We start from the raw sequence: 24,533 nt of genomic DNA, 5'->3' as shown, positions 1-24,533 counted from the left end.
GATAAATCAACAACCCTTTTATTAGAGAACAAAATCCCCAATGCTTTGATTCCCTTATGAATAGAAGGAAATTTAACAAAATTTTAAAATTTAACAATTTGTTAACGAAAGTACCATTTAATTTAGATATTTTTGCAAAAATCTTTTATAGTAAGTATAATAAAATTAACTGATATGAATTTTAATCCACTAAAGAAAACTGTTCTCGTTGCTGCTTTAGCATTTGCAGGGTATGGATCCGTAAATGCCCAGGTTACAACAAGTAACATGTCTGGTGTTGTCACAATGAGCGACGGTAAGAAAATCACTGGTGCAACAATTAAAGCGACCCACATGCCTTCTGGGACGGTCTATTCCGCAACTGCAAATTCAGCAGGAGTTTTTAACTTATCCAACATGCGTGTTGGTGGCCCATACAAAGTAGAAGTTACTTATGGTAATGAAAAGCCAATCATATACGAAGACGTATACTTGGAGCTAGGTCAACCTTTCGCACTGAATCCCATATTCGGTGAGAAGACAGCAAATATCGCAGAAGTAATTATTTCTGGAACAGGGGGCAGAAACATGAACAAGACTGGTGCTGCAACCAATATTGGTCAAAAACTAATTCAGGATCTTCCGCAATCTTCGAGAAGTATTACTGATTTTACGAGATTAACTCCGCAGGCAAACGGAAATTCATTTGCAGGTCGTGATGCTCGTTATAACAACCTTCAAATTGACGGTGCGAATTTCAATAACGGTTTCGGTTTAAGTAGCAGCCCATTACCTGGTGGCAATTCTCAACCAATTTCATTAGATGCAATTCAGGAAATTTCTGTAAATATTGCACCTTTTGACGTTACCCAATCTGGTTTTACAGGTGCTGGTATTAACGCCATTACTAAATCTGGAACCAATAAATTCCACGGTTCACTATATGGTTATTATACCGGAAAAGATTTGAGTGGTTGGAAAATTAACGGTGATGAAATTCAAAAAGTTTCCGGTGCGAAAATGACGAATGGATTTACGGTAGGTGGACCAATTGTACAAAATAAATTGTTCTTCTTTTTGAGTGGTGAAAGAGAAACCGCTACCGGTGCAAATGCCTCAGGTGCGAATCTTTGGACCGCTTCACAAGATGGAGTTGCAGATCCTGCAAATAATATTTCAAGAGTTAAAGAATCTGATCTAATTGCAGTTCAAAACCACTTGATCAACAGATGGGGATATAATCCTGGCCGTTACCAAGGGTATGCTGATGAAGCAGAACAACAAGGTGATAAATTTTTACTTCGTTTAGACTGGAACATCAGCGATAAGCACAAGTTTGCAGTTCGTTATAATATGTTGAAAGGAACATCACAGCAATTAGCGAACGCTTCTTCAGGTCCAGCACCAAGATCTTCTTGGGGACGTGTAAGTGATAAAGCAATGACTTTTGAAAGTGGAAATTATGGTTTTGAAAACACGGTAAGCTCTATTACTGCTGAATTAAATTCAACTTTCAACTCTAGTCTTTCCAATAAATTATTATTTACCTACTCAAAAATTCAGGATAAAAGAACTTCTCCTTCAGAAAAGCTTTTCCCTTTTGTTGATATCTGGGATGGTTCTGCTAATGGAGGGAATTACATCAGTTTCGGTACAGAATTATTTTCTTACTTAAATGATGTTGTGAATGACAACTTCTCTTTTACCAATAACTTAACTTATACCGTAGGTAAAAATAACTTTACTGCTGGTATTGCTTATGAAGTTCAAAAATTCGGTAACTCATACACAAGAATGGGAACAGGTTATTACCGTTATGCTTCTGTAGAAGACTTCTTAAAAACAGGTACTTCGGCTGAGGTTGCACCAATTATGTTTGGTTTAACTTATCCATATGCTAACCAAGATACTTATTCAAGAGTTAATTTCGGATTGGCTTCTGCCTATTTACAGGATAGAATTACATTAAGCGACAAATTCAACTTTACAGTTGGTTTAAGAGCAGAGCTTCCTAATTATTTAAATGATCTTACAGCCAATCCATCGATTGATGCATTAAATTTATTAGATAAAAACGGAAACCCAAGAAACTACGCTTCTGGTGAATGGCCAAAATCTAAAGTTTCTCTTTCTCCACGTTTAGGATTCAACTACGATGTAATCGGAGACAAAAGTTTAACATTGCGTGGAGGTACAGGTATCTTTACAGGACGTGTTCCTTTTGTATGGTTAACCAATATGCCAACCAATGCAGGTGTTTTACAAAACACTGTTGAACCGGGTTCTTATGCTGAGATCGCAGGATGGATCGGAAATGTAACTTTCCAACCTCAGGATATTTACTATTATGTAAACAATCCACCAGCAGGAGCAGGAAGCGTATTCATCAATAGCCCTAAAGAAGGTGCACCATCTTCATTTGCTTTAGTTGATCAGGACTTCAAAATGCCTTCTGTATGGAGATCAAGTTTTGGCGCTGACTACAAAATTCCAAACTCTGTATTCACATTGACCACAGACATTCTATATACTAAAGATGTAAATTCTGTATTCCAATATGGAGCAAACAGAAAAGAATCTACTGCAAGAATGACCAACCAAGATCGTGTTTACTATCCCAACACTGCATCATACCAGTACAATACTAAAATTGGGGCAAACAGTGCTACTGTTTTAACCAACTCTGATACTAAAGGAACTGCTTTCTCTGCAACTTTTGGAGCGAATATGAGAACTTGGAAAGGATTGTCAGGATCAGTATTCTACACGTTCTCTGAAGCAAAAGAGATTTCTGCAAATGCAGGATCAAGTGCAAGTTCAGCTTGGCAGGCATCACCAACTGTTGATTCTCCAAACCAGCAAGACTTGAGTATTTCAGCTTTCTCTGTTCCTCACAGAATTGTTGCTAATGTTAGTTATAACATTAAAAACACTACAATTGGAGTTTACTACAGTGGAGCTAACCAAGGAAGATTCTCTTACTACTATTCTAATGACGTGAATGGTGATGGTATCGCGAATGACTTAATGTACATCCCTAAAGCTGGTGAAGTAGTAAAGTTTGCTGATATCAAATCAGGTACAACTACTGTGTTTACGGCTGACCAGCAACGCGCAGCATTTGACAAATTCATCGCTGACAACGGATTAGAAGCATACAGAGGTCAAATTCTTCCTCGTAATGAATTCTTGCTACCATGGTTAAACCGTGTTGATGTTCGAATTTCACAGAACTTATTTACCGATATGGTTCAAAAAGGAGACAAAGTAGCAATCAGTTTAGATATCTTAAACTTTGGTAACCTACTTAACTCTCATTGGGGAATTCAGGATAACACAGTTAGCTCTTACGGCGCAGCAGTGTTAGGCAGATCAGGAAACCTTTCTCCAGATCCAACCTTCCAGATGCTACGTTCGGGTGCTGACCTTGTCAATGCACCGTACAGACCTGCAAGTAACAGATTTACTACTTGGAGCGCAATGTTAGGATTTAAATATTCTTTCTAAAACAAGCTTCTAATTATAGCAACTGCCTTACAATTTATTTTGTAAGGCAGTTTTTTTGTATCCACCTCTATCTTATCTTTCCTTTACCATGCTACAATCGTCGGGATTTTTTTTATCTTTGCCATTAACAAAAAATTACTATGGACACATTTAAGATTATTACTGAAGCACACAAAGGTTTTGCTTATTTAATTTTGCTTTCGGGCATTATCTTCATCGTTGCATTATTGATGACCATGTTTGGTTACTCCGGAAAAATCAAAAAATTATTGCGGACCTCCACTTTAATTACCATGATTTTATTTCACGTTCAGTTAATCGTTGGAATTTTCATGCTGGTATTTTCTCCAGGCTTAAAAGGGGCGTTGGAAACAGGAACATTAATGAGCAATGCTGCCTCAAGATTCTCTTACGTGGAACATCCGGTATCAATGCTGATCGGTGTTGTCTTAATGACCATCATTAATAAATACATGAAATCACACGAAACCCTTGCGATGAAAATCGTTATTATGGGACTTATTGCTGTAGCATTTTTTGCCTACGCATTCCCATGGTCAAGAGTGTTTCCTTCCCTTTTTGCTTAAATTAATTTAAAAACAAATATTCTTAATGAAAATAGCAGTAGTAGGCGCTACCGGAATGGTGGGACAAATAATGTTAAAGGTTCTGGAAGAAAGAAATTTTCCGGTAACCGAATTAATTCCCGTAGCCTCCGAAAAATCAATCGGTAAAAAGATCACCTTTAAAGGAAATGAATTCGAAATTGTTTCCATGCAGGACGCTTTAGACCGAAAGCCCGAAATCGCTATGTTTTCTGCAGGCGGAACAACTTCATTAGAATTTGCCCCGAAATTCGCAGCCGTTGGAACGACTGTCATCGATAATTCTTCTGCCTGGAGAATGGTTGCGGACAAGAAATTAATCGTCCCGGAAATCAATGCTCATGTTCTAACCAAAGAAGACAAAATCATTGCAAATCCAAACTGTTCTACCATCCAGTTGGTGATGGTGTTACACCCTTTGAATCAAAAATACGATGTTAAACGGGTCATCGTTTCTACGTATCAGTCGGTAACAGGAACAGGAAAGAATGCCGTAGATCAGCTGAATGCGGAGGTTATCGGAAACAAAGATGTTGTAAAAGTCTATCCGTATGAAATCTTCAAAAATGCATTGCCACAATGTGATGTATTTGCAGAAGACGATTATACCAAAGAAGAAATCAAACTGATGACCGAACCCAAGAAAATTCTGGGCGACGACACTTTCAATATTACCGCAACAGCAGTTCGAGTTCCCGTACAGGGTGGACATTCTGAAAGCGTCAATATCGAATTCGAAAATGATTTTGATTTGGACGAAGTGAAAGCGATTCTTGCAGAAACTCCTGGGGTGACCGTCTTAGATGATGTGAAAAACAACATTTATCCAATGCCTTTATATTCAGAAGGTAAAGATGAGGTTTTCGTAGGAAGAATCAGAAAAGACCTGTCGCAGCCCAAAACATTAAACCTTTGGATTGTCGCAGATAACCTTCGGAAAGGTGCCGCAACCAATGCAGTACAGATTGCAGAATATCTCTACCACAACAAATTAGTCTAAATAAAATGCTCACATCAAGTGGGCATTTTTTATGGATTAGAGTCATCAAACATTCCTAATAAGTATAATAAAACTCAAATGTCAGAAAATAAACAAATTCCAAATACCAACTTCATTTTTCAGAGAAATGTAGCCCTCGTTGGCATCCTTCTTTTCGTGGCGAAATTATTGGCCTGGCATTTCACCAATTCCGATGCAGTTTTCTCAGACGCCATGGAAAGTATCGTGAATATCATCGCCGCTTTCATGGGATTGTATTCGCTTTATCTCGCAGCAAAACCGAAAGATATCGAGCATCCTTACGGACACGGAAAGGTAGAGTTTGTAACTTCCGGTGTAGAAGGAGCATTAATTATTTTTGCCGGAATCATCATCATCGTTCAGTCTATAGATTCCCTTTTACACGGCAATATTCCAAAGCAGTTAGACTGGGGAATAGCAATTGTCGCAGTTACGGCCGTCATTAATTATTTAATGGGGCATATTTCTCAAAAGAAAGGCATTCAGGAAAATTCTCTCGTTTTACAAAGTTCAGGGAAACATCTGAAAAGTGATACCATCACCACTTTGGGAGTGGTAGTCAGTTTAATTTTAGTGCAGATCACAAGCCTGTATTGGATTGATGCTGCGGTAGCACTCCTCTTCGGTACCTATATTATATTTATCGGTTACAAAATTATTCGAAAATCGTTAAGCGGAATAATGGACGAAGCCGATTTGGGAATGCTTGAAAAATTATCAAAATTCCTGAATGAAAACCGAAAAAGACAATGGATCGACGTTCACAATATGAGGATCCAACAGCATGGCAGTGGACTTCACATCGATGCGCATCTTACATTACCGTGGTATTACGAACTTCGCAAAGCCCATAATGAAATGGAAGATCTCTATAAACTGATTGGTGAAAATACAGACAGGACCATTGAATTTAATTTTCATTTGGATGACTGCAAACCTATTTCCTGCGAAATTTGTGAATTGTGGGAATGTCCGGTACGGCAAAGACCGTTCGTTAAAAAAATAGAATGGAATGCAAAAACCATTGCGCAGGTTGGAAAGCATTCGGTTGAAGATTGAAAACCGCTCACAGAATTTTGTGATCTCTGATTTAAAAATGAATCTGATTAAACACAGGTTTAACTAATAATTCACAAAAAACATTGTTTAAGATTATCATCATTACAAATTCAATTTTTGAATGTGCGCACGGTAATAAAACAAGGGAATGATCAACAGCAAAATTAAAGGCTGAATAACGAATCTTCTCATATAAAAAGAAAAAAGATATCCGATTTCAAATTTTGTATGAATACAGTAAAGATAGATGGGAAAGGTAATTGCAAAAACAATCACCATCAAAACGACCGCCTGTAAAGTCCACTTTTTATTTTTAAAAATCAAATAAACTGCGGCGGCGGAAAAAATTAAATTTAAAGAAAACCTAAAAAAATAATTCAGAATTAAAGGGAACCATTCAAAATCCGGAAAGGAAGCATGCTTATTGGCCAGATGAAAAAAGGCCTGAAAAGGATCATAAAAGATTTCCCTTTCTACAACCCTGACCGCAATTAAACCCAACACCGCCATTGCGACCCAAATCCAGTTAAGTACTTTCATTTTCAGCGTCTTTTAGGGCGTAAAATTTAATCCAGATTAACCAGAGCAGCACAACACTTCCGTAAATAATTGCCGGGAAGAAATAATCATGGGCGATTTTAGAATATCGGGGATGCTCCACCAGTACGATATTCAGACCGACGATACGCAAAACATTCATAATGTGAAGGAAAACGACTCCTAATGCAGCAAATATAAAAGTTTTGAATCCTTCGTAAAAAGCAAAGATAAAAGCCAAAAACAAAATCATCACCGAAATTGCGTTGCAGCCTTCAACCATGCGCGAAACATATTGGCCACTCACAAAGAACCACGTGGTTTCCTGTTGCGGCTTTCCTGCAATCATTTCCGATGGATATCCGAGTAGATTCTGCAGAAAATCAACCTGCGTCATCACCCACGTCGAGAAAGCATCTAAGCCCGCATTTTTGAATCCATTGAGATAAAACTGATAGCCCAAAACCATCACCACATACAAAATGATGAAACGCAGAAGAATTTTCAGAACCGGCTTGAAGTCATTGAACATAACAACAAATATACTGTTTTCTAAAATACGTTTTTACTTATCTTTGTAAAAGTATGACTGATCAAAACGCAAAAGATTTTTTCGAAAAATATACCGGAGAATCTGCTCAAGAGTTTTTTATATTGGCCCAAAGTGGATCTGCAAGAATTAATTTTGTAGGCAAAAGTTCCGGCGGAAAATATATTATTACCTTCAACGAAAACAGTCGTGAGAACGAAAGTTTTTATTATTTCTCCGATCTATTTTCTAACTTAAATGTGAAGGCTCCGAAAGTATTGAAAATTTCCGAAGACCGTAATCTGTATATTCAGGAATTTGTTGGGGAGCAAACTTTATCAGAAATCATCGGGAAAGAAGGTTTGACCGAAAGAGTGAAAACTTTAATTAAAAAAACACTTCACCAACTCGCAGAAGTTCAGCTCAAAACTGAAAATCAAATCGATTATTCAAAAACTTTTGAATATGAAAACTATGGTGAATTGCCGATTACAAGCGATTTATTTTATTTCAAAAGTTTCATCGCCGATGTTTTAGAAATTCCTTATCACAAATCTTCTCTGTTACTGGAATTTAAACAACTGGTTTCGAAAATAGAAAACATGGAGCCAAAAGGATTGATGATGCGCGATTTTCAGGCCAGAAACATTATGGTGAATCATCAGGATGAAATCTTTTTTATCGATTATCAGGCGGCAATGAAAGGACCGCTGATGTATGATGTAATCTCGTTCCTCTTTCAGGCAAAAGCCAATTTCCCAACCGATTTTAAAAATGAAATGCTTACCTATTATTTCTCCTTTTGGAATGAAGAAAAAGCGCTTCAACTAAAAGACTCGGCAAAACCGATTCAGCTTATCCGGTTCCTGCAGGTTCTGGGTGCTTACGGTTTCCGTGGATTGATTCAGAGAAAAGAACATTTCATACTGAGCATCGATAAGGGCATTGAAAACATTTATCAATTTTCGGAAAACTGGCAGGAAATGGAAGAATATCCGGAATTGAAGAAACTTATTGATCAACTGAATTCTGCAGAAACTAAACAGAAAATCCAGCAGATAATTTTAAAAGAATAAAATGTAGGCAATTTACCATTAAGGTTAATGAAGGAATTAAGAAAATTAAGGTATTTTCCACCGGGGAATTTTTAATATGAAAATGTATTTAAAAACGTTAACATGATGACAAAAAAGGAGGTTACGCAATTATCTTATGAAATTGTAGGATTAGCGATTAAAGTTCATAATAATCTGGGTCCAGGATTATTAGAATCTATTTATGAAGAATGTTTGAAATATGAATTATTAAAAAACGGTTATGAAGTAAAACAACAATTGATTGTTCCAATCACTTATGATGGAGTGGAAATGAATACCAAACTCATCGTTGATTTATTAGTAAATAACTGCATCGTTATAGAAATTAAAGCTCAGGAAGAAATCCTACCTGTGCATCAGGCGCAACTTCTCACTTATATGAAAGTTTTAAAAAAGCCTCAGGGCCTACTGATCAATTTCTTTACCACTAACATTACAAAATCGATGAAGCCATTTGTTAACGAATATTTTAATGAACTCCCAGATTAATATTTTTGACAAGTCAAAAATAACTTAATGAATCTTAATCTCTTAATTAAATCTTAATGGTTAAATTGCAAATTATTAATTTAATAAAAAATGGCTCTAACAATAGAAATACACAGTTTTTCGTATAAAAAGGGAGGAATCCCAAAAGACAATTCAGGTAATGGCGGCGGTTTTGACTTTGACTGCCGCGGCATTTTGAATCCCGGCAGAGTGGAAGAATATAAAACACAAACCGGTTGCGATACCGGTGTTCAGGATTATTTGGAAACAAAAACCGAAATGCCTGATTTTTTGGAACTCGTGAAAAATATCGTTTCCATTAATATCGATAATTATATCGGTCGGGATTTTGATCATCTTCAGATCAATTTTGGCTGTACCGGCGGGCAGCACCGCTCGGTGTATGCGGCAGAAAAGACCGCGGAATTCATTCGGAAGAAATATCCGCAAACAACGATCACACTTAATCACGACGAACAACCTCAGCTAAACCATGAGTATAAGTAATGGGTAATGAGCAATCTGCTTTATTACTCATTCCTCATTCCTCATTCCTCATTGTTGATTATTTATAAAAATGAAAGCACTTATTTTCGCAGCGGGAAAAGGAACCCGGCTAAAACCTTTTACCGATCATCACCCAAAAGCTTTGGCTTTGGTTAACGGTGTTCCTTTATTAGAGAGAAATATCAAATATTTACAAAGTTTTGGGATTAATGATTTCGTTATTAATATTCATCATTTTGGGGAGCAGATTTCTGAATTTTTAAAGAAAAACGATGATTTCAATTCAAATATTGAAGTTTCAGATGAGAAAGATCAGCTTTTGGAAACAGGCGGTGGATTGGTTTTTGCAAGAAAGTTTCTGGATCATGGTGAAGACTTCCTCATAATGAATGCTGACATCTTAACGGATTTAAATTTAAATCTTTTCGTAGAATACCATCAGGACCAAAAAGATTTTGCTACTTTAGCGGTTTCCGACCGTAAAAGTTCGCGAAAACTGCTTTTCAATGCAGAAATGATCTTGAAAGGTTGGTTAAATGTAGAATCTGGCGAACAACGGCTGGCGGAATTCAATAAAGGTTTTAAGCCTTTGGCTTTCAGTGGAATTCATTGTGTAAATCCAGAAATCTTTAACAAAATAAAAAGAACCGGAAAATTTTCGATTATGGAAGAGTACCTGGATTTAATGAGCAATGAAAGTATCCACGGTTACGAACACTCAGCTACAATCATCGATGTGGGAAGGCCAGAATCAGTCATTGAAGCAGAAAAAATTTTTAAGTAAATCTGATGAGCAAAATAAAAAGAGGAAAAGGTACAACAAGAATAGTTGCAGGAAACGAATTCGAAATAGACCAAAAAGTACAGAATTCCTTTAAAGAAAAAACCTGGGACGAAACCATCACCAAAGACAGCTGGATGGTTTTTAAAATCATGGCCGAATTTGTAGACGGGTACGAACGCATGGCCAAAATAGGACCCTGCGTTTCGATTTTTGGTTCAGCCCGAATGAAAACCACTGATGCTCACTATGATCTCGCTGTAGATATTGCAGAGAAAATTACAGAAATAGGATTTGGAGTCATCACCGGCGGCGGACCGGGAATCATGGAAGCAGGAAATAAAGGCGCCAGAAAAGGAGGTGGGAAATCCATCGGTCTTAATATCGAATTGCCTTTTGAACAGCATTTTAATCCTTATATTGACAAAGGCTTGAGCATTGATTTTGATTACTTTTTTGTCAGAAAAGTAATTTTTGTGAAATATTCTCAAGGCTTTATCGTGATGCCGGGCGGTTTTGGGACTCTTGATGAATTAATGGAAGCCATCACTTTAATTCAAACCAATAAAATCGGCAGATTTCCGATTGTGCTGGTTGGTTCAAAATTTTGGGCAGGCTTACTGGAATGGTTTAAAAATACCTTATTAGAAAACGGAATGATTTCTGAAGAAGATCTGAGCCTGTATCGGGTTGTAGACACAGCAGAAGACGCGGTTGCCCATATAAAGGCGTTTTACGACAAATATCAGGTGAACGTCAACTTTTAATTGGCACTATATTTGAGAATATTTAATTACAAATAATGAAATGAAAAAGCATTTATATATTTCCTGGATTTTTGCATTGATGCTCCTGATGAGTTTTGCGGTTGCAGACTTTTATTCATCAATGACAAAAGTAGATTACCTCGAAGCAAGTAAAACATTGAAATTTACCACGAAATTAAATACCGCTCATATATCCGACGCCATCAAAATAAATCCCAACACTGCAGGCTTTGAAGCAGAGGTTAAAAGATACGTGAATAACAATTTTGATTTATACGTGAATGGAAGCCCAAAAACGCTGACTTTTACAGGGAGTCAGGTTAACGGGGAATCAGTCTGGGTATATTTTGAAGCAAACGGGATATCGGAAATCAGCACCATCAGAATCAAAAATACAATTCTGCTGAGTTCTTTCCCAAAACAGTTTAATCTGGTTAATATCGCGTACAAAGGAAATCAGCGGACCATGAATTTTCAAAGAGGTAAGGAAGTGAATGAAGTGAGTTTTTAAAAAAAATCATTTCAAAATATAATCCGTTTCAATTCAATTGAGACGGATTTTTTTATTTGAATTACAGCAAATATTTCTGTTGTTCCCAGTGCGTAAGACAACAATATATGATCTTGTCATCAATAGATTTTTTATCCCAACCTGCGCCAAATTACGGAATTGTACCAAGACTGTTTTAATCCTTCCGTTCTGTTCGGGAAAGATTTCAGGTAAGGTAAATGAATGCCAGCCGTAAATTGGCTTAAACTGGTTTTTAATGATGATTAAAGTCCATTTTTTGATTCATCTTTTAAAGCAGAAAGTTCATTGAATAAAAAGAGTATAAAATTCGTTCTTCCCAATTTTTATTACGTTGCCGGATATGTTTTAAAACAAAGAATTTAATACTAACATCAGAAATCTCAAAAAAAAATCCGCCTTTGTGAAAAGGCGGATTGACATCATTACATGATAGAAAGACTTATTCTTACTCTACTTTGATATTATCTAACTGGATGGTTGTAGTTACACCAGCTCCGTTTCCAGTATATTTAAACATAATAAAACCGTTACCTGACAAACCTGCAGGGAACACATAGCTTCCAGCTGGCGCCAAGGTTCCGTAACCTGAAGTAGGCAATACAGGAAGTGTAAAGTTGGTGGTAATATCTGTTAAGGTAGCAGAAGTTACATCTCCCAATGGTTTATAATTGGTTGAGGTATATACTTTCAAAGCAGCTCCGTTAAAAGAACCTACATTCACATCAAATGAAAGTTTTTTACCTGGAGTGAAGTTTACCGGTACGATAAAAAAGGTCTCAACCGCGGTAGTTCCCGAATTGTTTGAAGTTGTTGCTCCAAAAGACGTCAGCTGAATATACTTATTGCTCGAGAAAGTTCTTATTTCCCAATTTCTTACCCCTAAAACGGCATCATTGATGTATTTTGGGAAAGTGTTAAAGTACGGTGCGGCTGTATTTGCAGGGTAACTTTCAAAATTTTCCGTGAAAGTAGAAGGATAGGTGATATCTGTACCTCCTTTTGGTGGATTCGGGTTGAACCTTGTTCCTGTTGGTGGAATATTGACGTCATTCAGGCTTCTGATTAACATTTGATAACCTGAATTATATTTGCTTACAACAAAAGTCAAACTGCCGCTGCCTTTAGGTAGAAGACTCGCTCCGTAACTTGCAAAACCTGAACTTCTCAGAACAGTAGATCCGCCAATGGCGTCTTCAATTTTTCTGTCGGTATCTACGCCAGCGCCTGCAACATACTCAATATATGCTTTGTTAACCGGATACAGGTCGGCAATATTAAACTGTACATTAGGCACAGTCACCAAAGTATTGATGTATTTGTCCTGCATTGCAGCGCTTAAACCTGGTAATGCAGTAGGTTTGATGGTGACGATATCCATCGTATTTCCATTGCAAACTGCCGAAATATATCTTGAAAATAATGCTCCCGGAATTCTCCCGATTGCGAAGTTAGGATCTACAGAACCGATTTTCACGGAACCACGATCTAAACCTAACCGTAAACCTTTAGCATTAATTCTGATATGCGTTCCCACAGGGAAATCTGCATAATTACTTGCTCTGTCTACTTCCATTTGCAAACCTGCAGTCGGATTTTCCGGTTTATCCTGGAAAGAAATGGTTTTGTAGAAATTTCCATTTTCGTCAGATGAAACGACATATGCGTCAAAAATAAGATCGTCTTTAATTAATAAATAACCTGTTGATGGTGCCTTGGCTTTGAAATCGGCCATCGAGATATTTGCAGCATCAAATTTATTTTGACAATTAATCGGCGGCGTATCCCAATCATCATTATTTACACAAGAGCTTACTGCAAGTGCCGATACAGCAACTACAAAAGCGGTTTTAAAATATTGTTTAAAATTCATTTTATTGTTTTTAAAATTCTGATTATTATTAAAATCTAACTTGAACATTTACGAAATATGATCTTCCTTGAGTGTACCAGTATTTCGGTCCGAATAATGGGAACTCTCTGTTATTCTCTTCCACATATCCCGGATAAGTTACTCTTCGTGTTTGCTCGAAACCTCCTGTAATATATTTGGTGTTATCCAGAATGTTATTTACAGATGCGGTGAGCAATAAGTAATACGTACCCAATCTCCATGATTTACCAACATTGGCATTGAGGAAATAAGCAGAAGGAAGTCTGTGCGGAGCCAATACATTTCTCAGTTCAGCTTCATCAAGACCTGCATAAGGAGTTCCGGTCACAGGATTCTGAACAAATCTTTCTGTTCTTAATAATGCAGACGGATCTAAGAAGTTTTGATCTAAATAATTCCAGTTGGCACCAAACCACCAATATTTCGGTGAATTATATCTGAAACCTAATGAATAACCCTGTTGTGGCGTTCCACCTTGTTTATAATCTTTTAAATAAGCCTTGCCTAAATCAAGATAAGATTTCCCGTTCTCGAAAGTTCCTGCCGCGTCTGATGTAAAATAAACATTGGGATCATTTTCATAGGTAAACTGACCGATACTTGCCAAACCTTGGATAGACAAAGTCGGTAAGATTTTAATGTCAACACCTAATTCTGCACCCAAATTTCTTTTCTCTAGATTAGACATGATCTGGGTTACGAAAGCACTTTGTACATTCGCAACTGTTCCGTCCTGTCCCGCTGACTGCAGCTGAATTCCATCGGCAAAGAATCTTTGAACACTGGTTTCATTTTGAGTATCTACCAAATAACCGGTCAATCTCATTTTGAAGAACGGTGTGCTCATTACATAACTCAAATCATTAGCATTAATGATGGTATTTTTAATATTCGGTGTTACAGAAGCATTAACTCTTGGATTCATGAAGATATCCTCTAAGAAAGGCGCCTGGGAAAAATAAGCTCCGTTGTACACGATGAAATTTCTACCATCGACTTTATAAATCACCTGTCCTTTCAGACCGAAATTCCAGAAATTATAATCCTGGCTTTTTCCAAATGAATCTTTGTACAGATAATTGTGGTAAAGACCTTCTCTAGAGGAAGTAGAATATCCGGCTAAACCAGAAACAAATACGTCAAATTTACCAGCCTGGAATTTCAATCCTGGATTCACTTTCACCTCCTGTCTTGAGAAGTTATAGTCGTAATTAATTTTATCTCCTACTTTTTTTGCAACGTCGGTTTCACCTTCATTATAAAGTCCGCTGGTACCTGGTTGATTAGTCGCTGCAAACGGATCTTTGTTTAATGCAAAATCAGCACCTAAAAGATCTTTTACTTCCCGGTATAATTCTGATTTGTAATTTTCATAAGATACGTTTAACAAGAACTTAGTGGTCGGGTTAAAATCATATACATAATGCGTTCCTGCATTGAATATTTTGTCATCACTCACATCATTCACCTGGAAATACAATGCTCGTTTACCTGTTGCTCCATAATAAGTTCCAGCTGGTTGGTTCATATTTCTTCTGTACAAAGCATCCCAGTTTAACTGCGTATAGGTAGGATCTCCATTTTGCCAACCAGCTAAAGTTTCCTGATAAGCCTGTTGTGCTGTGGTAGCCACTCCGCCTTCGGGAACATCAACTGATGCATTAGGATCCAGGGAGTCGTAATAACTTGGTAAGTATCGGTAATAGCTAGGCGATGGATTTTGAACTCCCTGCCAGTCTAGTCTTGATCCTTTGTCTTTACCAAACTGATAGGAGACAGCGGTTCGAAGACTTGATTTATCATTAATTTTCCAGAAATCCTGCATTTGGAAAATAGGCTGAAAACCAGATTTTACTCTTTCATTTCTTTTTTTGCCATCTTGCCATCCCCAGTAGGAATTATAGTGAACCCCTCTGTAATCATACACTTCCTGAGTACTCGGACTTGAAGTAGATCTTCTGTAAGGCGCAGCAAAAGCATTGAAAGTGAGGGTATGGGAATCATTGAATTTTTTCTCAATTCCTAAGAATCCTCCCAAAGCGTCATAAGAAGTTCCTTCCTGAATTCCTTCCTGAGCCCATCTTCTTGCCGCCATTGCAGTAAAAGCCCATCCGTTTTTATTCATTCCCGAACTGTAACGCAATGACGCTCTGTTTCTGTAATTTCGGTTGGTTAAAGAATAGGTTGCCTGGAATCCTTTGCGGTATTCACTTGCATTGGTGTTTTTATAAATAACAGAACTTGCACCACCAAATGCATACTCAGAAGGCGCGTGATTGGCAGAAATTTCAGGATATCGGGTGATCTCATTCAGTCCACCCCAGTTTCCGAAATCTACATTTCCGTTATCAGATTTCACCATAGAAACACCGTTCATCATGGTTTCTCCAGATCTTCCATCGATGCCTCTTGGCCGGAACCAGTAAGCCCCCAGATCAAAAGCAGCAATTCTACTGAAAACATCCTGAGATGATTGCAATAAACCTACTGTCGTCGATTGGCTGGTGTTTTCTTCGTCACCACTACTTTCAATAATGGCAAGACCTTGATCCGCAGCAGTTAAATTAGAATAAAGCGTAATAACGCCCAAATCCTTTCTTTTTTCATTACTGACATCAAACTCCATCACTTTCGTTTCGAAATTGGGTTTGGAAATGACAATTTGGTAATGACCCGTTCCTAGATCGACAAATTGGAAATACCCAATTTTATCAGCCTTCACATCATTGCCAGAGCCCTTTAAATCAATCTCTGCATTTTCCACTGGCTTCCCATCTCCGTCTTTCAAATAAGCATAAACCGTAGTTTGTGCAAAATAAAAAGACGCTGGAAGCAATGTAAACATAGAGATTAAAGATAGTTTTTTAATCATGTTTATAATTTGTTTTTGCTTTTTGAATCTAAAAATCAATTCACTAAATTAATTAACGCAAATTTAGACATAAATATATTACTTTACATTTTTTTAACACATTTTCGATTACATTTGTGATAAAAATTAGTAGTATAAAAAATTTCGCCGCCCAAATATAATTTATTACTAACTTTGCCCAAATAATATAATTATTAGTTATAATGAAAAAAATTGTATGTTTTTTATGCTTAGTCACATTCTGTATTTCTTTCGGTCAACAGAAAGGTCAATTAAGAAAAGTGGCTACTATCGGCTTTTTAAATGTTGAAAATCTTTGGGATACCATAGCGTCTGCAGACTATATTGATGGGACCAAAGACATCAGCAACCCAGCTTTCCACCGAAGCGTGCCTCTGGATTCTTTAAAATACTTAGAAACCACAGAAGAATATCGTGGTGAGTGGAGCGACGCTTTGCTAAAAGGAAAAAAAGTAGTCCGCAAGCAAATTCTTGCTGATGACTTTACTGCAAACAGTCCAAAAAACTGGAACACAAAAAACTACAAGATTAAATTAGCGAATGAGGCAAAAGTCATCTCGGAAATGGGCGCTCAATACACCAAATCTGCACCTGTAATTGTAGGTTTAATTGAAGTTGAAAACAGACAGGTGATCGAAGATCTGATTAAACAGCCTGCCCTTGCCAAATACGATTACGGAATTATCCATTACAATACTTATGACGCAAGAGGAATTGACGTAGCACTGATCTATCAAAAAAGAAGATTTACACCGACCAATTCTTTAAAGAAAGAAGTGAAAATCTATTATGACGGAAAAAGATCTTACACCAGAGATGTATTGGTCGTTACCGGCTTTCTGGATAATGAGAAAATCGCAGTTTTTATGAATCACTGGCCATCAAGAAGTGGCGGCGAAGCCCGTTCATTACCTGCAAGAAATGCAGCGGCAGTAGTACTGAAACAGCAGATGGACAGCATTAGATTAAAAGATCCTTCCACCAAACTATTTGCAATGGGAGATTTTAATGATGATCCAGTAAGCTCCAGTTTAAAAAACCATTTGAAAGCAGCATGGGCTCCAAAAGACGTGAGCCCCGAAATGCCTTACTTAAACCTGATGTATCCTTTGTATAAAAAGGGAGTTGCTTCACTGGCATACCAGGACGCCCCGAATTTATTTGACCAAATAATCGTTTCAGGAAATCTGATTTCTGACCAGGTAGGAAAGGAATATTCCGTCTATAAAACCGAAGTATTTGCCCCTCCTTACCTCATCAACAGAGAAGGGAACTGGAAAGGCTATCCTTTGCGTTCCTGGAATGGCGACAAGTTTACCGGCGGCTATAGTGACCACTTCCCCGCATTTGTGGTCGTGCAGCGAGAAGCTAATTAATAAAATCTAAAATAATATAAAACCGTTTTTCGAAACGGTTTTTTTGGCTGTAAATTTGATGATCTAATAAAAAACATTCCAATGAAAAAACTAATATTTCTCCTTAGTATTCTGATGCTCACTTTAAGTTGCTCGACCCAAAATAATGCTGCCAATCAGAATAAAGACAATGCTCCAATCCAAGCGCAGAAAAACGAAGATGGTGAATATGATCTGGAAGTTCTTGACGGCCAATGGAACTATTATATCAGTGCAATTGCCAAACCGATGAATATGTATTCTGAAACTTATCTGAAGACTAAAAACCAATTTCTGGTCAGCGAATGGAATTCCTATTATTTCGCCGGCCGCTACAGAAACATCATTGAATCTTCTATTGATTATGATCCCAACATTGATTACGGGCTGAAATTCGAATACAAACTCTATCAGGTTTTCGCCTTTGTAAAATGGAAATACGGTTTGAAATTAAATGGATTAGGCGCAACTGATTAATTTCCATGCGTCTAAGAATAAATTATTAAAAAAGGCAATTAGGAAACCCGACTTGATTTGAAATCCTTTAGCCCAATAAAACTGTTGCCCCAAAAGCCAGCGGAAATCCGAAAGTTCTGCTGAAAGAAAATGAATTACGAAAGGTTCATATCCAAAAAAAACAAAAAGTTCAGAAAATTCTGAACTTTTTTTATCGGATTATTTCAATCTACTTATTGAATTTTTCTTCTACTTTATCCCAGTTTACAATGTCAAAAAATGCTGAGATATAATCTGGTCTTCTGTTTTGATAATGCAAATAATAAGCGTGTTCCCAAACATCAATTCCCAAAACCGGTACTCCCTGGCAATCTGCGACAGGCATTAGCGGGTTATCCTGATTCGGCGAAGAACAAACAGCTACCGATCCATCTGCTTTTTTACACAACCAAGCCCAGCCTGAACCGAATCTTGTTTTTGCTGCTTCAGAGAAATCAGTTTTGAATTTCTCAAAACCACCATAAGCGTCGATTGCAGCTTTTACATTTCCTACCGGTTCTTTGCTGCCTCCTGGAGTCAGGATTTCCCAGAAAAGGGAATGGTTGAAATGACCACCGCCATTATTTCTCACCGCCATTTTATCTGTTCCGGTTTTACAGATTTCTTCGATAGATTTTCCCTCTAAATCTGTTCCTGCAATTGCTTTATTGAGGTTGTCAATATAAGCCTGATGGTGTTTTGTGTAGTGGATTTCCATTGTTTTTGCATCAATAGTGGGCTCCAGTGCGTCGTACGCGTATCCTAATTTTGGTAATTCGAATGACATAATTTTATTGTATTAAATGTTAATATCCCAAATTTAACCATTATTTAGACCAATTCCAAAAAGGCCGGATTACTTTAATAAATCTTTAACATTGACAGCAACAAAAAAACCGTTTCGAAAAACGGTTTTTATTTATTTAAATCACCTTTAAAAGATAATTCTGTTTTTTTATCTGTTCATAGACATTAAGAACTCTTCATTATTCAAAGTCTGCTTAATACTTCTGTTGACAAATTCCATCGCTTCTACCGGGTTCATATCGGCCAAATATTTTCTTAAAATCCACATTCTTTGCTGAACGGTGTCTTCTAAAAGTAAATCATCTCTTCTTGTACTGGAAGAAGTTAAATCAATAGCCGGGTAAATTCTTTTGTTGGCAATTTTTCGGTCGAGTTGCAGTTCCATATTTCCGGTTCCTTTAAACTCTTCGAAAATCACTTCATCCATTTTAGAACCAGTGTCAATCAGTGCTGTTGCAATAATGGTTAATGAACCACCGCCTTCAATATTTCTGGCGGCTCCAAAGAACCTTTTCGGTTTGTGCAAAGCATTGGCATCAACTCCACCCGATAAAATTTTCCCTGAAGCCGGAGTTACCGTATTGTAAGCTCTCGCCAAACGCGTGATAGAATCCAGTAAAATAACGACATCATGCCCGCATTCCACCATTCTCTGTGCTTTCGATAAAACCAAATTCGCCACTTTTACGTGTTTTTCAGCTGGCTCATCAAATGTAGAAGCGATTACTTCCGCATTGACACTTCTTTCCATATCGGTTACCTCTTCCGGTCTTTCATCGATGAGTAAAATCATCATATAAGCTTCCGGATGATTGGCTGAAATTGAATTTGCAATTTCTTTCAGCAACATTGTTTTACCCGTTTTCGGTTGCGCTACAATCATTGCTCGCTGACCTTTTCCAATCGGTGTAAATAAATCAACAATTCTGGTAGAAGGTGTCGCGTTTTTCCCCGTTAAATTAAATTTTTCTTCCGGGAAAAGAGGCGTTAAAAATTCGAAAGCAACGCGGTCTTTAATAAACTCGAGATCTCTGCCGTTAACTTCTGTAGGTTTTAATAAGGAGAAATATTTTTCACCTTCTTTCGGTAATCTTACAATTCCTTTTACGGTGTCTCCTGTTTTTAAAGCATAATTTCTAATCTGGTTCGTCGATACATACACATCGTCTGGAGAAGAAATATAGGAAAAATCGGAGGAACGCAGGAAACCGTAGTTGTCCGGAAGGATTTCCAGTACGCCTTCAATGGTGACCATTCCGTCAAAATTAAATTCTTTTCTGGCAGGCTCTTCGTTGGATTCACCGCTTTGTTGATTTTTATTTTGGTTCGGATTTTTATGCTGATTGGGATTCTTGTGCTGGTGCTGCGGTTGTTTATTTGGGTTTCCGCCCTGATTTGGATTTCCGTTGCCTGACTGATTTTGGTTTGGATTTCCGTTTTGATTTGGATTTCCGTTTCCGGATGAGTTGGGATTGGAGTTTTGATTTTTAGGTGGTTCTGGCTTGGCTTCTATCGGAGTTTCGGCTTCTGCAACCACTTCTTTTTCTGTATTTTCAGTCTCCGTTTTTGGCGGAGCGACACGTTGTCTTTTTTTCTTCTGTTGAATCTGAGCTGCTGCTTTAGGCTGGTCAGTTTCTGAATGTTCAGCGCTCTTTTCCGCTTCGGCCTTCACAGGAACTTCTTTTATATCCTCAGAATTTTTCGCAGGAACTTCTTTAGGTTCTTCTTTCTGAGTTTCGGCAGAATCCTCTACAGGTTTTTCTACTTTCTTTTTCGGAGTTGGTTTTTTAACTGCTGGCTTTTTGGGTGCCGGAGTTTTTGGTTCTTCTTTATTCATAGGAGTTTCTGTCGCGCTGTAGTAATCTTTCACTACTTTTGTATTGGATGCTTGAAAATCCAAAATAGCAAAAATCTTATCGTTTTCAGAGCTATTTTTAGCAATTTTAACGCCCAGATCGCTTGTGATTTTAGTCAAATCTGCATTGGATTTTGACCTTAATGTTTCAATGTTGAACATAAATGTTACGCAAAAAGTAATTTATAAGTAATTGTAAGTGAGAAAGCTAGGTCGGGTGACTTTTCTTTTATAGGACATTTGTAGTGCAAATCTACGTTTATTTTTTAATTATGCAAAAAATTATTGTTATTTTTGTAACCAGAATAAATTAGTATGTTACAGAGAATACAGACTGTATGGATATTTCTGGCGATTTTAGGCGCCGTGTTTTTGTTGATCACAGGACAGGACTTTTCCCTTTTCAGATCTGTCCCTTTTATATCCATAGCGTGTGTTGCGCTCATACTTTTGCAATGCATCAGTATCTTAAGTTATAAAAACCGCAAAAGACAAATTCAACTGAATACCATCAGTGTAATTATAAACGCCTTGTTGCTCGGTTTATTGGCGTATTGGCTACTCACTTTATCCGGAGGAATCGATTTTCCTGAGAAGGGTATTGAGCCTGTTTTCCCGTTATTATCCATGATATGTTTGCTCATCGCAAATGTATATATACGGAAAGACGAAAGGCTCGTAAAATCTGTAGACAGACTCCGCTAAACTCACAACGATTTTTTTTGAGTGAAACAGTTCCTTCGGGGACTGTTTTTTTTATCATTTAATTTAAATTTTTATCTTTAACCAATAATATATTTAATATGAATAAATTTCTCCTTCTTATTTTACTCGGCGCTTCCTCCTCATTGTTTTCCCAAAAAGTTTCAAGGGAAAGAGTAATCGAAGTCCTGTCACACCTGGCCTCAGATGAAATGAAAGGCCGCGAAACCGGAACGCCGGAAAATGATGCTGCTGCCCTATATATTGCTAAAAAATTCGCAGAAAATAACCTCAGCTTCTGTTTTGGCGATTCTTATTTAGTTCCGTTTGAATACAAAGGAAAGGTCGTATATAATGTATGTGGAATCAAAAAAGGGGAAAGTGAAAAAACCATCGCGTTCTCTGCGCATTTCGATCACATTGGCACCAGTGACAAAACGGAAGATAAAGTATTTAACGGTGCTGATGATAATGCAAGCGGTGTAACTGCTGTCATCGGTTTGGCTGATTATTTTAAAACAGGAAAAACCGATTTTTCGCTGATGTATATTGCATTCAACGGAGAGGAAAAAGGAATGAAAGGATCCAAAGCGATTGTTGATATTCCGAACCTGCAGGAACAGCATCAAAATATATCAGCCTTATTTAATTTTGAAATGATTGCAACGGTTTCCCAATTTGGCCCGAATGCATTGTATATGACGGGTGACGGGTTTTCTGACCTCGATGAACTTTTTAACGGGAATGCCGTGAACAATTTAAAAATCTACCCGGATCCGTACCTGAAACAAAAGCTTTTTTACCGCTCCGACAATGTAAGTTTTGTAAAGAAGAAAATAATTGCACACTCATTATCCACCGTGGATATGTCCAAAGCAAAACATTATCACCAACTGAATGACGATTTGGAAATTGTTGATTTCGATAATCTAACTCAACTCATTAATAATTTTGGCAAAACCGTTGAAAAATTAACTCCGAAAAACTTTAAACCAATCTATAATAATACGGTAAATTTTAATTAATGGTCATCACAATTCTAAATTCCTTAATTTTGCTCCCGAAATTCCCCTAAATGAAACCATTAAAACGTATTCTTTCCATCGCGAAACCTCATCAAAGATACCTTTACGGAAGTATTCTTTTTAATCTTCTCTATTCATTACTACAGATTTTTTCCATCGTAACCATGCTTCCGATTCTGCGGATTTTATTCAAACTGGATAAAGAAGTTGATACCACGACTGCTCCTGCTTATAGCGGCAAATTCGGGGATTATTTTGCGTATCTGAAAGATATGGCTTATTATAAAATCCAGCTCAACATCAATGAGCATGGTGCGATTCAGGTTTTAGCAATACTTTGTGGCATTACCGCAGTGGCGTTTCTGCTCCGGAATCTTTTCAGGTATTTGGGTTCCTATCTATTAGTGAATTATCGGGTCGGGATTACCAAAGATTTGCGGACCGCGATGTATAATAAATTCCTGAAACTGCCGGTTTCCTTTTTTACCGAACAGAGAAAAGGCGATATGATGTCGAGAATATCAAATGATATAGGTGCCGTTGAAAGCGGAATTATGGGAAGTTTGGTGGATGTTCTGAATGCTCCTTTTATGATCATTGCGTCATTAATTACTTTATTTATACTTTCTCCACAATTGACTTTGTTTTCGCTGCTGGTATTTCCAATTATGGGTTTAATCATTGCGTGGGTCGGTAAAAGTTTAAAAAGACATGCAACTGCATCACAGGAAGAATTAGGGAATTTGTTTTCTTTGGTGGATGAAACCTTGAAATCTTCTAAAGTCATTAAAATTTTTAATGCCGATAAAATCCTGAAAAACAGATTCAATAAGACTACTGACAATTGGCGGAAATATGCGATTGGCATGAGCCGCAGAAGAGAATTGGCCTCCCCAATGAGCGAATTCCTGGGTTCCGTTACGCTTCTGATCATCACCTGGTTTGCCGGAACAGAAATTATCAACGGAACGAATAAAGATCCTGTAACTTTCCTTGCATTTATCGGTGTGTTTTTCCAGATATTAGATCCGGCAAAGAAATTATCAAATGCTTTTTCGTCTATTCAAGGCGGTATGGCGAGTTTGGACCGTGTTTCTGAAGTTTTAGATTACGATTTGAAGATTGATGAAATCCCAAATCCAACACCTATTTCGACCTTAAAAAATCAAATTGAATTTAAAAATATCGGTTTTTACTACGACAAAGACAATGTGATTTTAAAAAATTTCAACCTGACTGTTTACAAAGGAAAAACCGTTGCTTTGGTCGGTCAGTCCGGTTCGGGAAAAACAACGATTGCGAATTTATTAGCGCGTTTTTATGATGTTTCAGAAGGCGAAATCCTGGTGGATGGGGAGAATATTAAAAATTTGAAAGTAAAAGATTACCGACACCTTTTAGGGATGGTAACTCAGGAATCGGTCTTATTTAATGATTCGGTCTTCAATAATATTTTAATGGGAAAACCCGATGCTACCGAAGAAGAAGTAATGGCAGCCGCGAAAATTGCCAATGCGCACGAGTTTATCAACAACTTACCGGAAAAATATTACACCAATATCGGTGACGACGGAAACAAACTTTCCGGCGGACAAAAACAAAGGGTTTCTATTGCCAGAGCCGTTCTGAAAAACCCTCCAATCATGATTCTGGATGAAGCCACTTCCGCTTTGGATACCGAAAGCGAAAGATTTGTGCAGGACGCTTTAGAAAAAATGATGGAAAACCGAACTTCTTTGGTCATCGCTCACCGGCTTTCCACCATTCAAAAAGCAGACTGGATCGTGGTAATGGAACGCGGAATTATCGCAGAGCAGGGAACTCATCAGGAGTTGTACGAAAAAAACGGAATCTACAGAAAACTGGTTGATTTACAGAATTTCGAGTAAATAATTGAGAAAAAAAAACTCTTTCAAATTTTACCACAAGAAAAAAATCCCGAATTTTTCGGGATTTTTACGTTTGTACAAAAGTCGTTAAGTTTCTATTTCCGAACGAAATCTTAAATCTTTTTATTCATTAATCAAATTTTAATATTTCAAATTAAAAAATGTTTAGGAT

The 24,533-nt window shown here is 37.4% G+C and carries 21 protein-coding genes; 15 read left to right on the top strand and 6 right to left on the bottom strand.

The genetic code is table 11. From position 1 onward, the window contains the following. Positions 1-132 precede the first annotated feature (132 nt). The 4 genes from QF004_RS03005 (at position 133) to QF004_RS02990 (ending at position 6,171) form a co-directional block, all read left to right on the top strand. Positions 133-3,486, top strand: coding sequence for a TonB-dependent receptor (locus QF004_RS03005; protein WP_307422525.1), 3,354 nt, complete (start codon positions 133-135; stop codon positions 3,484-3,486). Between the two features lie 140 nt (positions 3,487-3,626). Beyond that, complete coding sequence (locus QF004_RS03000) at positions 3,627-4,073, top strand: hypothetical protein (protein ID WP_133439421.1); 447 nt, start codon at positions 3,627-3,629, stop codon at positions 4,071-4,073. Between the two features lie 25 nt (positions 4,074-4,098). Beyond that, entirely contained in the window at positions 4,099-5,091 is a 993-nt protein-coding gene (locus tag QF004_RS02995) for an aspartate-semialdehyde dehydrogenase (RefSeq protein WP_307422522.1), read from the top strand. Between the two features lie 78 nt (positions 5,092-5,169). After that, the gene (locus QF004_RS02990) at positions 5,170-6,171 is read left to right on the top strand and encodes a cation diffusion facilitator family transporter (protein ID WP_133439419.1); all 1,002 of its coding nucleotides are present in this window, start codon (positions 5,170-5,172) and stop codon (positions 6,169-6,171) included. 102 nt (positions 6,172-6,273) lie between these two features. On the opposite strand, the gene QF004_RS02985 is transcribed toward QF004_RS02990, so the two are convergent. Together QF004_RS02985 and xrtF are read right to left on the bottom strand one after the other, a co-directional pair. Further along, entirely contained in the window at positions 6,274-6,711 is a 438-nt protein-coding gene (locus tag QF004_RS02985) for an exosortase F system-associated protein (protein WP_307422518.1), read from the bottom strand. Then, on the bottom strand, positions 6,698-7,240 hold the full coding sequence (gene xrtF / locus QF004_RS02980; protein WP_133439417.1) for an exosortase family protein XrtF: 543 nt from the start codon (positions 7,238-7,240) through the stop codon (positions 6,698-6,700). Before xrtF ends, QF004_RS02985 begins: the two co-directional genes overlap by 14 nt. A 53-nt stretch (positions 7,241-7,293) precedes the next feature. On the opposite strand from xrtF, the gene QF004_RS02975 reads away from it, so the two are divergent. The 6 genes from QF004_RS02975 (at position 7,294) to QF004_RS02950 (ending at position 11,389) form a co-directional block, all read left to right on the top strand. Next, a complete protein-coding gene (locus QF004_RS02975; RefSeq protein ID WP_307422513.1) occupies positions 7,294-8,313 on the top strand; it encodes an aminoglycoside phosphotransferase family protein in 1,020 nt (339 codons plus the stop codon). Positions 8,314-8,418: 105 nt separating this feature from the next. Further along, positions 8,419-8,823: a GxxExxY protein gene (locus QF004_RS02970; protein WP_133441068.1), complete on the top strand. Its 405-nt coding sequence runs from the start codon at positions 8,419-8,421 to the stop codon at positions 8,821-8,823. 90 nt (positions 8,824-8,913) lie between these two features. Then, the gene (locus QF004_RS02965) at positions 8,914-9,330 is read left to right on the top strand and encodes an RNase adapter RapZ (protein WP_307422511.1); all 417 of its coding nucleotides are present in this window, start codon (positions 8,914-8,916) and stop codon (positions 9,328-9,330) included. A gap of 70 nt (positions 9,331-9,400) precedes the next feature. Next, entirely contained in the window at positions 9,401-10,114 is a 714-nt protein-coding gene (locus QF004_RS02960) for a nucleotidyltransferase family protein (RefSeq protein ID WP_133439414.1), read from the top strand. Positions 10,115-10,119: 5 nt separating this feature from the next. Further along, positions 10,120-10,878 carry a TIGR00730 family Rossman fold protein gene (locus QF004_RS02955; RefSeq protein ID WP_133439413.1) on the top strand — a complete coding sequence of 253 codons (759 nt, stop codon included), beginning with the start codon at positions 10,120-10,122 and terminating at the stop codon, positions 10,876-10,878. A 40-nt stretch (positions 10,879-10,918) separates the two neighbouring features. Further along, positions 10,919-11,389: a DUF6702 family protein gene (locus tag QF004_RS02950; protein WP_307422504.1), complete on the top strand. Its 471-nt coding sequence runs from the start codon at positions 10,919-10,921 to the stop codon at positions 11,387-11,389. A 466-nt stretch (positions 11,390-11,855) separates the two neighbouring features. Here the strand turns inward: QF004_RS02950 and QF004_RS02945 are convergent, their stop codons facing one another. Together QF004_RS02945 and QF004_RS02940 are read right to left on the bottom strand one after the other, a co-directional pair. After that, positions 11,856-13,280 (bottom strand): DUF5689 domain-containing protein, encoded by a 1,425-nt coding sequence (locus tag QF004_RS02945; RefSeq protein ID WP_307422501.1) that lies wholly within the window; start codon positions 13,278-13,280, stop codon positions 11,856-11,858. Between the two features lie 28 nt (positions 13,281-13,308). Beyond that, on the bottom strand, positions 13,309-16,173 hold the full coding sequence (locus QF004_RS02940) for a carboxypeptidase-like regulatory domain-containing protein (RefSeq protein ID WP_307422498.1): 2,865 nt from the start codon (positions 16,171-16,173) through the stop codon (positions 13,309-13,311). Between the two features lie 203 nt (positions 16,174-16,376). Between QF004_RS02940 and QF004_RS02935 the strand changes: the two genes are divergently transcribed. Both QF004_RS02935 and QF004_RS02930 read left to right on the top strand, forming a co-directional pair. Then, positions 16,377-17,570, top strand: coding sequence for an endonuclease (locus QF004_RS02935; RefSeq protein ID WP_307422496.1), 1,194 nt, complete (start codon positions 16,377-16,379; stop codon positions 17,568-17,570). Between the two features lie 81 nt (positions 17,571-17,651). Next, entirely contained in the window at positions 17,652-18,065 is a 414-nt protein-coding gene (locus QF004_RS02930; RefSeq protein ID WP_307422493.1) for a DUF6146 family protein, read from the top strand. Positions 18,066-18,273: 208 nt separating this feature from the next. Here QF004_RS02930 and QF004_RS02925 read toward each other — a convergent pair whose 3' ends face one another. Both QF004_RS02925 and rho read right to left on the bottom strand, forming a co-directional pair. Next, positions 18,274-18,870 (bottom strand): superoxide dismutase, encoded by a 597-nt coding sequence (locus QF004_RS02925; protein WP_133439407.1) that lies wholly within the window; start codon positions 18,868-18,870, stop codon positions 18,274-18,276. 168 nt (positions 18,871-19,038) lie between these two features. Further along, the gene (rho, locus tag QF004_RS02920) at positions 19,039-20,907 is read right to left on the bottom strand and encodes a transcription termination factor Rho (protein ID WP_133439406.1); all 1,869 of its coding nucleotides are present in this window, start codon (positions 20,905-20,907) and stop codon (positions 19,039-19,041) included. A gap of 153 nt (positions 20,908-21,060) precedes the next feature. Here rho and QF004_RS02915 point away from each other — a divergent pair, with 153 nt between their 5' ends. From QF004_RS02915 to QF004_RS02905, 3 genes are all read left to right on the top strand, one after another. After that, positions 21,061-21,450, top strand: coding sequence for a DUF4293 family protein (locus QF004_RS02915; RefSeq protein ID WP_307422488.1), 390 nt, complete (start codon positions 21,061-21,063; stop codon positions 21,448-21,450). 98 nt (positions 21,451-21,548) lie between these two features. Then, on the top strand, positions 21,549-22,472 hold the full coding sequence (locus tag QF004_RS02910; protein WP_307422485.1) for a M28 family metallopeptidase: 924 nt from the start codon (positions 21,549-21,551) through the stop codon (positions 22,470-22,472). A 50-nt stretch (positions 22,473-22,522) separates the two neighbouring features. After that, entirely contained in the window at positions 22,523-24,361 is a 1,839-nt protein-coding gene (locus QF004_RS02905; RefSeq protein WP_307422483.1) for an ABC transporter ATP-binding protein, read from the top strand. Positions 24,362-24,533: the final 172 nt, after the last annotated feature.

The organism is Chryseobacterium sp. MDT2-18, from assembly GCF_030815285.1.
In the GTDB taxonomy this organism is placed as follows: Bacteria; Bacteroidota; Bacteroidia; order Flavobacteriales; family Weeksellaceae; genus Kaistella; species Kaistella salivictor.
This window is presented reverse-complemented; position numbering and strand designations above follow the sequence as displayed.

Excerpts from the sequence above, each read along its gene's own strand:
- QF004_RS02930 (WP_307422493.1), top strand. The coding sequence starts at position 17,652 with ATGAAAAAACTAATATTTCTCCTTAGTATTCTGATGCTCACTTTAAGT.
- QF004_RS02960 (WP_133439414.1), top strand. The coding sequence starts at position 9,401 with ATGAAAGCACTTATTTTCGCAGCGGGAAAAGGAACCCGGCTAAAACCT.
- QF004_RS02970 (WP_133441068.1), top strand. The coding sequence starts at position 8,419 with ATGACAAAAAAGGAGGTTACGCAATTATCTTATGAAATTGTAGGATTA.
- QF004_RS02945 (WP_307422501.1), bottom strand. The coding sequence starts at position 13,280 with ATGAATTTTAAACAATATTTTAAAACCGCTTTTGTAGTTGCTGTATCG.
- QF004_RS02925 (WP_133439407.1), bottom strand. The coding sequence starts at position 18,870 with ATGTCATTCGAATTACCAAAATTAGGATACGCGTACGACGCACTGGAG.
- QF004_RS02965 (WP_307422511.1), top strand. The coding sequence starts at position 8,914 with ATGGCTCTAACAATAGAAATACACAGTTTTTCGTATAAAAAGGGAGGA.
- xrtF (WP_133439417.1), bottom strand. The coding sequence starts at position 7,240 with ATGTTCAATGACTTCAAGCCGGTTCTGAAAATTCTTCTGCGTTTCATC.
- QF004_RS03000 (WP_133439421.1), top strand. The coding sequence starts at position 3,627 with ATGGACACATTTAAGATTATTACTGAAGCACACAAAGGTTTTGCTTAT.
- QF004_RS02985 (WP_307422518.1), bottom strand. The coding sequence starts at position 6,711 with ATGAAAGTACTTAACTGGATTTGGGTCGCAATGGCGGTGTTGGGTTTA.
- QF004_RS02910 (WP_307422485.1), top strand. The coding sequence starts at position 21,549 with ATGAATAAATTTCTCCTTCTTATTTTACTCGGCGCTTCCTCCTCATTG.
- QF004_RS02905 (WP_307422483.1), top strand. The coding sequence starts at position 22,523 with ATGAAACCATTAAAACGTATTCTTTCCATCGCGAAACCTCATCAAAGA.
- QF004_RS02995 (WP_307422522.1), top strand. The coding sequence starts at position 4,099 with ATGAAAATAGCAGTAGTAGGCGCTACCGGAATGGTGGGACAAATAATG.
- QF004_RS02990 (WP_133439419.1), top strand. The coding sequence starts at position 5,170 with ATGTCAGAAAATAAACAAATTCCAAATACCAACTTCATTTTTCAGAGA.
- QF004_RS02915 (WP_307422488.1), top strand. The coding sequence starts at position 21,061 with ATGTTACAGAGAATACAGACTGTATGGATATTTCTGGCGATTTTAGGC.
- QF004_RS02935 (WP_307422496.1), top strand. The coding sequence starts at position 16,377 with ATGAAAAAAATTGTATGTTTTTTATGCTTAGTCACATTCTGTATTTCT.
- QF004_RS02975 (WP_307422513.1), top strand. The coding sequence starts at position 7,294 with ATGACTGATCAAAACGCAAAAGATTTTTTCGAAAAATATACCGGAGAA.
- QF004_RS02940 (WP_307422498.1), bottom strand. The coding sequence starts at position 16,173 with ATGATTAAAAAACTATCTTTAATCTCTATGTTTACATTGCTTCCAGCG.
- QF004_RS02950 (WP_307422504.1), top strand. The coding sequence starts at position 10,919 with ATGAAAAAGCATTTATATATTTCCTGGATTTTTGCATTGATGCTCCTG.
- QF004_RS02955 (WP_133439413.1), top strand. The coding sequence starts at position 10,120 with ATGAGCAAAATAAAAAGAGGAAAAGGTACAACAAGAATAGTTGCAGGA.
- rho (WP_133439406.1), bottom strand. The coding sequence starts at position 20,907 with ATGTTCAACATTGAAACATTAAGGTCAAAATCCAATGCAGATTTGACT.